We start from the raw sequence: 11,542 nt of genomic DNA on the forward strand, positions 1-11,542 counted from the left end.
TCGTCCATTTGCGGGCTGCAACGGACATCGGCCACAGCGGCCTCCTGGGTCCTGACTTTTGAGGGCGCCACCGCCTCGCAAGTTGCACGCGGACGGGCGGATTCTCGCCAGCCGCGAAGGCGTTACCGGACGTTACTCGTGGCAAGATGTACCTTCGAGACAACGATGGAGTGAGCAGCCCCTGGTCGTAATGAATTCGCAATTGACCATCGAACGGGATTGCTGTATATAAACACAGTTGTCCGGCAGCTACCAATGTTCGGGGTCTTGGCCATCAGAGCGTTGGATAAGTGCGGGGCTGGTGCGGCGTTTGAGCGTCGCCGTCAATATGAAAAACCAATAAATGCGTGCGACGGACATGAAAGCTTTCCGATTTGTCGACCTTTTTGCCGGCCTGGGCGGCTTTCACTTGGCGCTTGCTCGTATGGGAGGCCAATGTGTATTCGCCGCAGAGTGGAAAGAGCACCTGCGCGAGCTCTATGAGACGAACCACGGTCTCAAGCCCGCCGGCGACATCACTCTTGTTCATCCGCACGACATCCCCGACCACGACGTTCTGACAGCGGGCTTCCCCTGCCAACCCTTCTCCAAGGCCGGAGAACAGCTTGGCTTCGAATGCACGGAGCAGGGCAATCTGTTCTTCAACGTGGCGGCGATTTTGAAAGAGAAAAAGCCGACGTACTTCATCCTTGAGAACGTGCCGAACCTGCTCAAGCACGATAAGGGCCGCACGTGGGTGGAAATCCAGAAGATTCTGGGCGTCGGCAAGGGTGGCTTAGGCTACGACATTCGGGCAGAGCGACTGTCGCCGCACCACTTCGGCATCCCGCAGATTCGCGAGCGCGTGTACATCGTCGGTTCGCTCTTGCCACTCGACGACTTCGCGTGGCCCAAAACAAGCAAGGACGAGACCAACATCGACACAGTGCTCGACGACAACCCGGCGGACGCGAAGCAGCTGTCGGCGCAGGTTGTGGAATGCCTGGAGGTCTGGGATGAGTTCCTGAAGGCCTGTCCGAAGGACGTGGAGCTGCCGTCGTATCCGCTGTGGTCAATGGAGTGGGGCGCGACCTATCCGTACGAGACGACCACACCCCATGCACTGAAGGAGTTCCTCGGTCTGGACGGCTTGAAGGGTTTCAAGGGTAGCCATGGAATCAAGGTCGGAACCCTCAAGTCGCTGAACGGGCGGTGGGAAGCGTTGCCCAGCCACGCACGGACTGCGGACTTGACCTTTCCCAAGTGGAAGCAGGACTTCATCCGGCAGAACCGCCAGTTCTACGAAGACAACAAGGCCTGGATTGACCCGTGGTTGCCAAGGATTCTGAAGTTCCCGTCGAGCCTGCAGAAGTTCGAATGGAACGTGAAGGGCGGGAAGCGCAACGTCTGGGACTACGTCATCCAGTTCCGCGCCTCGGGTGTGCGGGTCAAGCGACGCACCACCGCTCCGAGCCTGATTGCGATGACGGACACCCAGGTGCCCATCATCGGTTGGCAAAAGCGCTACATGACACCGCGCGAATGCGCGCGTCTGCAGAGCCTCGACAGCCTCAAGGAACTGCCGAAGAGCGCCAACCGGGCGTTCGCAGCATTGGGCAACGCGGTGAATTCTAAAGTCGTAGAGAAGGTGGCGCGGGCGCTGCTGATAGTTCAGCCGCCGCCCAAGACCAACAAGGGCCGCCGGCAGGCCGTGGCGGTCGCAGCCTGATGGGGTCGACGCAGGACGCTCAGTTCACCGGGCCGATTGAGATTCGGCCTGAGGTCACGATGCTTTCGGTGCTACGTCACCTGAACTACAAGGCGTGGTTCGCCATAGCGGAGTTCATCGACAACGCCCTGCAGAGTTACTTAGCGAATAAAAAGGCGTTGGAGGCCATGCACGGCCCTGACTTCCGCCTTGAAGTCGATGTTCGCATCGACACGGCGGGACCTGGCCTCATCGTCGTTAGTGACAACGCTGCAGGCATCTCGACGGCGGACTTCCCGCGGGCCTTCCGCGCAGCTCAAGTACCCACGGACCGCACGGGCCTGTCCGAGTTTGGCATGGGCATGAAGAGCGCGGCTTGCTGGTTTGCGGAGCAGTGGAGCGTTCGGACCAAGGCCTTCGGCGAGTCTCTTGAGCGGACGATTCATTTCGACATTCGCCATATCGTCGACAACAAGATTGAGAGCCTGAATACGGAAGCCCGGGACGTCGGCAATCCGTCGGCCCACTACACGGTGGTCACCCTGCGCGGCCTTCACCACGTCCCACAGGGGCGCACGCTCGGAAAAATCAAGGAGCACCTGGCGAGCATCTATCGCGTGTTTTTTCGAGAAGGCCTGATGGTGCTCAAGTTTAACGGGGACCCATTGGCGTACGCCGCAGTCCCTGTCCTGAAGGCGCGAAAATACACCTCCCCCGGTGCGCCGGCCCCAGGCGCCGATGCGGGTCCAGTCGAATGGCGGAAGGACATAGAGTTGGACTTTGGCGAGGGACAGCGAGTGACGGGCTTTGCGGCTTTGCGTGAGACGGGCTCGACGCCACTCGCCGGCTTTGCACTGTTCCGGCGCAAGCGCCTCATTGAGGGCAGTCACGACGAAACCTACCGTCCAAGTTTTATCTTCAAGCAGACCAACAGCTACCCCTATCAGCGCCTGTTCGGCGAGTTGCACGTCGAAGGTTTTGAGGTCAGTCACACCAAAGACGGCTTTCGCTGGGAAGAGTATGAAGACGTCTTTCTTGAACTGCTGAAGGAGAAGCTGGAGGAAGAGCCGCTAAACCTGCTGGCCCAAGCGGAGAACTACCGGGCGCTTCCATCGAAGAAGAGCATTGAGGCTCGAGCCGCCGCGGCCACGGAGGCGGTCGCGCATTACATCGAAAATGACGTGGCGCCGGTCCTCGTCGAAGCCAAGGTAAATCCAACTGAAGCCCTCGCTCTGCCGCAGACCTTGGTGCCAAGCGCATTGCAGTCGTCCGAGCGGATTGTCTGCATCAACGATGGAGACTACGACTGGGTCATCACCATTCGCACGTCCGTCGACCCGGCGCGGGAGGACTGGGTTTCGCTGGCCAAGCAAGACCCTCAGCCCGGCGACATTGTCGACACCCGACGACTCGTCGTTGAACTTGCTCTTGCGCACCCATTCTCGAGCGAGTTCCTTGGCGCCAACAACGAGAACATCGAGTTGTTTTTGCGAGTTGCAACAGCAGTTTGCGTCTCGCTGGTGCTTGCAGAGGACTACACGACGCAAGCCCCTGAGGTTGTGCTTCTCCACTTCAACCAGCTAATGCGCGGCGCCTTGAGTCACGCTGCCCTGAACAACGAATGACCGCCTCAATCAAAGTGCTCAACACCATCAAGCCACCGCTCCGTTGGGTGCCTGAGCAACGCGAATTCACTCACGCCTTTTTGGAAAGCAAGTCTCGGGACCCAAATGGCCCGAGCTATGACGACCTGACGGTGGGGCCGGAGTCGGTATTGCAGGAGGCGCAGCGCATCCTTGGACGATGCCTCCCGCCATCGGAAAGCGGTGCCTCTGAGACCGGCCTGGTCGCCGGCTACGTGCAGAGCGGCAAGACGCTGTCGTTCGAGACGGTCATTGCCTTGGCACGCGACAACGGCTACGGCGTCGTCATCGTGCTGGCGGGTACCAAGAACAACCTCCTTGACCAGTCCGAGGAACGACTGAAGAAGGACTTCGGCATCGACGATGGCGATGACCATTGGTATCACCTGAATAATCCGACAATGGGCCACAAGGCCCAGATTGAAACCAGAGTTGCAGCTTGGCGAAGGAAGCCCACCAAGAAGGCAGTTCTCATCACGGTTCTCAAGCACGGTGGCTGGCTCGAGAAGCTTGCCAATGTCCTGAAGAGCGTTAACCTCGATGCAGTACCTAGTCTCATCATCGATGACGAGAGCGACCAGGCCAGCCTGAATACCAAAGCAGCGCGCATCAAGGCGGGCCTGGCGGCTATTACCGACGTCAGCACCACCTACAAGTCCATCTTGACGCTGCGGGCAGTGCTGCCACATCACTCGTACCTGCAGTACACCGCCACGCCGCAGGCCATGCTGTTGCTGGCCCAGACGGATTTCCTGAACCCGAACTTCGCCGAACTGGTCACCCCCGGCAATGCGTACACAGGCGGTATGGCGTTCTTCACGGGGGCCCCTGGTCTCGTCGTGGACATTCCGCCAGCTCAGGTTCCGACGCCGACGCGTGCTCTCACCAGTCCTCCGAAGACCCTGCTTGAGGCATTCAGGTCATTCCTGCTGGTGGCGGCGCATCACTCACTGACGCGCCAGCGAGGGCCGAAGCCAAAGGACCGAAACCGGTCGATGATGGTGCATCCGGCAGTCACCACTACCTCGCACAAGCAGTACAAGATGTGGCTCGACAAGGGTCTGAGAACGCTCAAGTCGACAATGGAGAAGCTTCAGGCCGGCAATCCTGCCGCGGCTGAAGCACTCTTCAAGAACGAGTACGACTCGCTGCTCGAGACTTTCCCTGGCATTCGACCGCTCTCCGAATTGACGGCCGAACTTGTGGATGAGGTGTTTGACGAACTCAACGTCGTCGAAATCAACGGCACCAAGGATGCCGAGGAGAAGGTCAACTGGAAGGCCACGCGGTACTGGGTGCTGGTCGGCGGTGCCAAGCTCGACCGGGGCTACACGGTTGAAGGGCTATGCACCACCTACATGCCGCGCCCGCTTGGAACTTCGCCGGCGGCCGACACGCTGCAGCAGCGAGCTCGCTTCTTTGGTTACAAAGCGCCTTACCTGGGCTTGTGCCGCATATACCTTCAAGCCACCGTCAAGGCAGCCTTCACCGAGTACATCGAGCACGAGGAGTTCGTGCGGGGCGCGCTGGCCGCCAATCGCGGCAAACCGCTTTCCAACTGGCGCCGAGATTTCCTTCTCACTGACCTCTTGAAGCCCACAAGAGCGAACGTCGTGGGATTGGGCACTCGTCGGATTCCAGTCAACGGCTGGCTGGTTCCGGCTGCAATGCAAAACGACGACGACGCGGCCGCCGACAATCGGACGTTGTTGGCTTTGGTTGTGCCCAAGTGGGCTCAGGCCTATGGCAAACCAGTCAACGCTGCGACGGTTCTTCCTGGCGCGACAAGCTCTCCGCATGACGTCATCGAAGCCGTTCCGCTGCGGGCGGTGCTCGAAGACTTCATGCTCGATGTCCGTGTGCGTGACGCGCGAGACTCCGAGGAGCACACTGCGATGTTGATTGCATTGGCGTCGATGCTCGCGAAGGACGAAACAATGAAGGTCGACGTCTTTCTGATGAACCGGCTTCAGACGCCCGTTGGCTATCGCACCCGCATTGCCGGCCATGGCCTTCCGGCGACCCATCGCTACGCGCCCATCAACCAATACTTCAGCCAGAGTGCCGGAACCGGGGTCAACGACCGTGACCATTGCTTCAAGGACCGCATCAGCCTGCAGCTACGCCGGTTCGATTTAGGTACTCATCAGCGAGACCAAAGTACTGCCGACGTCAGGGATGTAACCTGGTTTGCGCTGAATGTTCCATCGAAGTTGCGCAAGGCGCTGCTCATCGAGGAGCGTAGCTGAGTGAACCTGTTTGCCTCGTTCCAAGCGTTGCAGCCTGCCACGTCGGCCGCAGATTTCTCGGCTCTGTCGTTGCCCGGCCCTCGCGCCGACTTCCTCGCCAGAGGAAGCGACGGCGGCCCGGTGTTCCTTCTGAAGGACTCAAGTCCAGCGAGCTACTCGCCTGCCATTGAACTCAGGAATGTCTCCGTCCAGTTCCATAGCACCTGTCGCGTGACTACTGCCGGCGGTTCGGTCGACGACCAGTTTGCGGTCATTTCCTGCGACGCAAGCGTTCCTGAACTCCACGAGGTGTTCGTCAGATGCCTTGCGGCGGCCGTCGAACAGTTGCCGGTCGCAGTGGGAACCTCGGACCTGCAGCGCTGCCTGCAGTCGCTTCTAGACCTCTTTCGCTCGCTCGGTCGGCCAAGCAGTCGAGAGGTGACCGGCCTGTGGGCTGAACTCTTTGTGGTTGCCAAAAGCAAGAACATGGCCCGGGCCTTGAGCGCCTGGCACGCAGACCAGTTCGAGCGCTTTGACTTCTCCTGGCCGTCGGGCTGCCTTGAGGTGAAAGCCGCGGTTAGAGAGTTGCGCCAGCATGAGTTCGCCCTGGAACAACTACAGTCGCCGCTGGGCGGGGCAGGGTACGTCGTTTCGGTACTGCTACAGCCTCAGGGCGGTGGCGTGGGCATCATGGACCTCGCCAACGAGATTGAATCCGGTGTCGCAGACGAGCCGCGGTTGCGACAAAAGCTTTGGGAGAGCATCGCGGCCGCGCTTGGAAGTGACTTCTCGGAGCGGCTGGACCGGCGATTTGATTCGTCCTATGCTGAGCGCAGTTTGGCCGTTTATGCCATGGGCGACGTACCCGCGCCCGATAAGCCGAGCAACCCGCGAATCACTGCCGTGCGTTTTCGTGCTGACCTCTCGGCTGTGCCCACTTCGCTTCTCGGCAATCCCAGGACCGTCCTCGATTCGCTCTTCAGCTAGCGGTCGGTAGGTTGCACGCATCGAACAGGCGCTAAGTAGCAGATGTGGACCACAAATCGCATCCTGTCAAAACAACGAACTATCGGCGCTCGTTGAGGCGCTGAGCTAGAGGGGCTACACCTTGGCATCAGACCTTTCTCGCCTACGAAGCCCCGCTGCAGTACAGGCCGCCCTGGATGAGTACGGCGACCTAGGCAGAGCGGGGTTCTTAAGGCGGTATGGCTTCGGCAAGTCTCGCGACTACCTCGTGCGAAATCCGCGCACAGGTGAGCTTGCGGACTCGAAGGCCATTGTTGGCGCAGCCTTCGGGTTTGAGCATCCGGAAGTCGGCCCGCTGACGGCCGCGGACTTTTCCGGCGGCGATTCCACCGTTGTTCCCAGATTGCAGCTGCTGGGCTACGAGACGGTCAAGGTCGGCGACGACTGGTCCGCTGAAGAGGTGAGCCACACGGTCGCAGCTTACTTCGACATGCTCCTGCTGGAGGCTCGTCAGGAGAAGTACAACAAGTCGCAGCGAAACGCTTTGCTGCGCGAGACGCTGAAGGACCGCAGCAAGGGCTCAGTAGAGATGAAGCACCAGAACGTGAGCGCGGCGCTCAGTGTACTGGGCCTCCCGTTCATCTCCGGCTATAAGCCACGCGGCAACACGCAGCTGTTGCTGCGTCAGGAGGTCCAGAAGTTCGTTCTGGCGCATTCGGAACTGGTTCATCGCATCGTCGATGCGATGGAAGAGGTCAAGACTCCAGCGCAGAAGACCTTCAAGGCAGTGCTCGTCGAAGCACCCGCATTGGAACTGGTGGCAAAGCCAGCGCTAGCGGTGAAACGAACGCGATTGCCGCGAAAGGTCGACTATGCGGCGCGAGACGAGAACAACCGCAAGCTCGGGCGCGCCGGCGAGCAGTGGGTGCTGGAGTACGAACAGCAGCGGCTGCATCGGGCGGGCCTAGCTGAACTCTTTGCGCGTGTGGACTGGGTGGCCGACCGAGTGGGCGATGGGCTTGGCTACGACATCCTTTCGTTCGACGAGGCCGACCAGCAGCGATTTATCGAGGTGAAGACGACGAACGGGTCGTACACCTCGTCATTCGTCATCAGTCGCAACGAACTCGACTTTGCCGACGAGGTCGGTCCTGCCTTTCACCTCTACCGCGTCTTTCAATTTCGCACCTCGCCGAGGCTGTACATGCTGCAAGGAGAACTGGCCAAGCAGCTTCACCTCGAACCGATGGACTATCGCGCGTCGTTCAGGAGGCTCATGTCATGACGTCCACGTCACCGAAGATTGCCTGTTTGGGCTGGGGTTCGTTGTGTTGGCAGCCGAAAGAGTTGCGGACGGCCGGCGGCTGGCAACTAGATGGCCCGATGCTCCCTTTGGAATTCACGCGGACGTCGGACGAGGGCAAGGGGCGTCTGACGTTGGTCGTTACACCAGGCGTTCCCGAGGTTCAGTCGCTCTGGGTGCTCCTGGACTACGAAAGCCTGGAAGACGCTCGTGAGGCACTCATGGTTAGGGAAGGGTGCTTGCCGGGAGGGGTGGGCGTTTGGCCGGGACCTGACGAGCACAAGCGTCTTGGCGGGGGCACCATCGCGGCGTGGGCGAGAAACAAAGGCTTCGACCATGTGCTGTGGACAGCATTGGGCCCCAAGTTCATGAACGAGAATGGACGACAACCTACCTCCGCTAGGGAGGCGGTGGACTACCTGCGCTCAAGACCGCCCGCGGTATTCGCGCAAGCCGAGGAGTACGTGCGCAAGGCGCCGCTGCAGGTTCGTACTACATTTCGAACGGCCTTTGAAGAGCGACTTGGCTGGACGCCGCATCAGCCACCGCTTTGACGCGGCCGCTGAACGCCCGCTGTCGCTAACGCCATCGGAACTGAGGGATGAACTGCTGAAGTTCTTTCAGGTTGGCTTGCCCGAGTTCCGCCGTTGCGCCGACCAACCTGGACGTAACCAACGGCGAACCGTCTCCTGTAGAGGTCAAACTGTCCGAGACTTCTTGAAAAATGCGTTGCCGATTGTCTGAGCGCCAGCCGTAGGCGCCGGGCAGCGTCCAATACCGCTCGCCCGTTTGCGAGCGTGCGACCTGGGGCGCAGCGTAGGCTAGGGCGGCCATCACCTCGAAGCGGTCGAACACTAAGCTGAAGGCCGCCGGTGAGTCGAAGTGGGCCCCGACCAAGTCAAGCAGCAGACCTTCAATGTGATTCTGCAGAGGCGTGTGCTCGCGTTCCCGGCCTGGCAGCACCTTCATGGCGTCGGCGCCGAGTTCGAACAGGCCCCAAATCGGCACAACCTCCACGACGCGTTTGTCCTCTCGCCCTTCTCGTCCCACGTGGACAGAAAACAGCCGATGGAGGGTCTCCCAACGCTCGGCCAATACTGCACCCATGCCCATCGCGTACAAGAGCAGCGTCGCCGGATAGCGCTGCAGCTCACTCCAAAGCACAACACCACCTTGGGCACGCCGGGTCGCAAGACTTGTCAGCGCTCTCTCCCAAACACGGAGTTGCTCCCCTTCACTCCATTGACCGGCGACGAACGCCATCTGCATGAGCGTCGAGGCGACGGCCTCATACGCCCGCAGGCGGTTCAGCACGCTCTGACCCGAGACCTCCCGGTCATTGACGTCAAACCCCGGTCCAGTTGTGTGGGAGGCGACCTGCGCTATTTCGCCGTTGACCAGGTCGTTGAGAGATATTCGATGCTTCTGTTCTGACAGGTACCGCTTCAGCGAAGCCACGGCGACGGCCGCTGACAGGGGGTGGGGTCTGGAGAACTCCTCCAGAGACTTGACCTTCTCGGCCAACCGGTGGAAGAAGGAGTCAGCGTCTTCAATGTTGACGAGGGTTGCGCCTCGCCTAGCGATGAGGTCAGCGGCTTTCGCGCTCGGCTTACCTCGACTGGACCAGTATGTGGAGAAGCGTCGGTATGGGGCGCGCGTCATCGCTGAACGAAGCGCCTCGTCCCAGTCCGCGGACCACCCGGCTACGACCATGCCGAATTCATCGAACACGCGGTCAAGGAGACGGTTGAACTGCTCTGGGTAGGCAGAAAGTTCCTCAGGCGTGTTCCGAATGCGCGTGTCCAGGTAGTCGCCGTGAACCTTGACGATGGTGCACCCGGTGTGAACGAGAGGCAGTGCCCCTTCGATATGGTCGGGCGTGCTTAGCACCGTGGGGTACACGCCGACGTCGTTCAGCGCCACTTCCAGCAGGCGGTCGAAGTTGGTGGTGAGTACGACTCGGACGTAGCCGAGCTTCACGAGTTCCGCGATAGCTCTGTGCGCCTTGGTCGGCATCTTGGCGCCCTCATCGCGCTCGGCATCTGTGGGCTCGAAGTAGCTACGCAGCAGTTGCTGCCGCTCTGCAGGCGTCTTCGCCACCGCGTCCAGCAAAGCCGAATAGTCTGCCTCCTTGCCGGTCGTCTGCAGGAACCAAGCGGCGGGGTCCGGCTCGCAGTTCGCTCCCTGGAGCGCAGCCGCCTTTCGCACCAGTTCGATGGTGACCTCCCAGCCGGTAGGGACTCGAGCAGACCGAGAGACTCCAGAACCGAGGAGGACGGCAAACACCCCCTTGTTGGCGTGCATCGAGAAGGCAAGTGAGTCGATTGGGTCAATCATGAGTATTTGTGCGCTGGTTTACTCGAGCGTAGAGAACGTCTTCTGCTTTACTGCCCGGTGCAAAAAACTCTGTGACCTCTGCGGTCAGATGCGAGCCCCAGGGGCATCACCAGTGGGCATCGGGAAGCAAAGGGCCACCAACTTCGCCCAAATGCTCTTCGACATGGCGCGAAGCTGCGTCGCACGCCTCCATGGCGTAGTCGAAGAACGCGATGGAGGCGGGTTCGAGGGTGAAAGCTCCAGCCAGGGTTGTGGTCGTCCAGATTTGAAACGATGGTCCCTTGAACGCGAGACTTGCTCGTCATCGTGCCAGCCATCAGATGCCGCGCGTGGGCATTGAGTTCGTCATTCTCTAGGCGGATGACGAAAGGACGCTTGTCCCCGTTCTCCATATGAAAGTAGGCAATGGCCATCCTCGACATCCTGTCTTGCTGTTGAAGATAGCTTATCGGACTTAGCCGACCAAGAAAGGCTGCCCCGGCAAAGGAGCGTTCAGTACTAGCGCTACTTGACGCAGTCACGGCGGGCCAATACTTCTCAATGCTGCGGTCCAGCTAGAAAGCGCTTTAGACAGATTGGGTGCTGCCAGGACTCGCTACACGTTGAGCGATGCAGCTATGCCTGCGCCGTAACGCCGCTTTCGGTTCTTCGATTACCTGCAGTCAGTCCACCCACGAACTTCAAAGGCTGTGAAGTCGGCACGAACAAGTCGCCTTCAAGACAACGATTTCGCAGTCACGCGGCCCTGTGGTCTTGCGTCGCCAAACGACAAGGTCGGGTACATAGCGTCGAAAGCAGTCTTGACCGCCCGGCTCGACTCGCGGGCCTCAAGCCCAACGCCACGTTCCGTTGATTGATTTGGGCCAGCCCGTCGTGGCATCGCCGCAAAATCGCGCAGGAGGCCCGATATCCCTGAGGACTCGTTTAAAACGAATCGCTATAGGAAGACCAACAACTTCCCAAGCGACGAGCCGACCTGAATAACGATTCATTGAACTTCTGCCTCTTAAGCGTACAGGCTACACATTCGAAAGAAGTTCATGAAAATCAACGACTTGCAGATTTTCCGTTATTCGATAACGGGATTCAAAAACGGAGTCCATTCAACTATCGGCTCGCCATCAGCGCAAATGGCGGCAACATACCAGCAACTCATCACATTTCACGAGGAGCGCGTTCGACGCGAAACCCGAGCATCAGACCCGACCCAGATACTTCGCAATCACCTGACGGCGCTGCGGGCGTACATCACCGCAATCGGTAAAACGGAACATCCCCAATTGGCGACGAGATGGCGACGCGATTTCACGAAGCCTGTCCGCGCCGAAGTAGAAGTGAGCCACCGCGCCGATCAAGTAATGAGCCAGGGGTGGAAGCC

The 11,542-nt window shown here is 59.8% G+C and carries 8 protein-coding genes; 7 read left to right on the forward strand and 1 reads right to left on the reverse strand.

Translation table 11 applies throughout. From position 1 onward, the window contains the following. Window positions 1-343 precede the first annotated feature (343 nt). The 6 genes from dcm to ASD34_RS09585 all read left to right on the forward strand — a co-directional run bounded on the left by dcm (window position 344) and on the right by ASD34_RS09585 (window position 8,381). The gene (dcm, locus tag ASD34_RS09560; RefSeq protein WP_235510019.1) at window positions 344-1,708 is read left to right on the forward strand and encodes a DNA (cytosine-5-)-methyltransferase; all 1,365 of its coding nucleotides are present in this window, start codon (window positions 344-346) and stop codon (window positions 1,706-1,708) included. 59 nt (window positions 1,709-1,767) lie between these two features. Continuing rightward, the gene (locus ASD34_RS09565; RefSeq protein ID WP_056576256.1) at window positions 1,768-3,312 is read left to right on the forward strand and encodes an ATP-binding protein; all 1,545 of its coding nucleotides are present in this window, start codon (window positions 1,768-1,770) and stop codon (window positions 3,310-3,312) included. Then, a complete protein-coding gene (locus ASD34_RS09570) occupies window positions 3,309-5,579 on the forward strand; it encodes a Z1 domain-containing protein (RefSeq protein ID WP_056576138.1) in 2,271 nt (756 codons plus the stop codon). The genes ASD34_RS09565 and ASD34_RS09570 overlap by 4 nt, the downstream gene beginning before the upstream one ends. Then, window positions 5,580-6,545, forward strand: coding sequence for a PD-(D/E)XK motif protein (locus tag ASD34_RS09575; protein WP_056576141.1), 966 nt, complete (start codon window positions 5,580-5,582; stop codon window positions 6,543-6,545). It begins immediately after the preceding gene. A gap of 121 nt (window positions 6,546-6,666) precedes the next feature. Then, on the forward strand, window positions 6,667-7,809 hold the full coding sequence (locus tag ASD34_RS09580; protein WP_056576144.1) for a DUF3883 domain-containing protein: 1,143 nt from the start codon (window positions 6,667-6,669) through the stop codon (window positions 7,807-7,809). Further along, window positions 7,806-8,381: a hypothetical protein gene (locus tag ASD34_RS09585; RefSeq protein WP_056576148.1), complete on the forward strand. Its 576-nt coding sequence runs from the start codon at window positions 7,806-7,808 to the stop codon at window positions 8,379-8,381. The genes ASD34_RS09580 and ASD34_RS09585 overlap by 4 nt, the downstream gene beginning before the upstream one ends. 25 nt (window positions 8,382-8,406) lie before the next feature. On the opposite strand, the gene ASD34_RS09590 is transcribed toward ASD34_RS09585, so the two are convergent. Further along, window positions 8,407-10,164 carry an SIR2 family protein gene (locus ASD34_RS09590; protein WP_056576150.1) on the reverse strand — a complete coding sequence of 586 codons (1,758 nt, stop codon included), beginning with the start codon at window positions 10,162-10,164 and terminating at the stop codon, window positions 8,407-8,409. A gap of 1,040 nt (window positions 10,165-11,204) precedes the next feature. On the opposite strand from ASD34_RS09590, the gene ASD34_RS27510 reads away from it, so the two are divergent. Next, window positions 11,205-11,542: hypothetical protein (locus ASD34_RS27510; protein WP_157609666.1), on the forward strand; the 338-nt coding region annotated here is incomplete at its 3' end.

The organism is Variovorax sp. Root473 (genome assembly GCF_001426505.1).
GTDB lineage: Bacteria > Pseudomonadota > Gammaproteobacteria > Burkholderiales > Burkholderiaceae_C > Variovorax.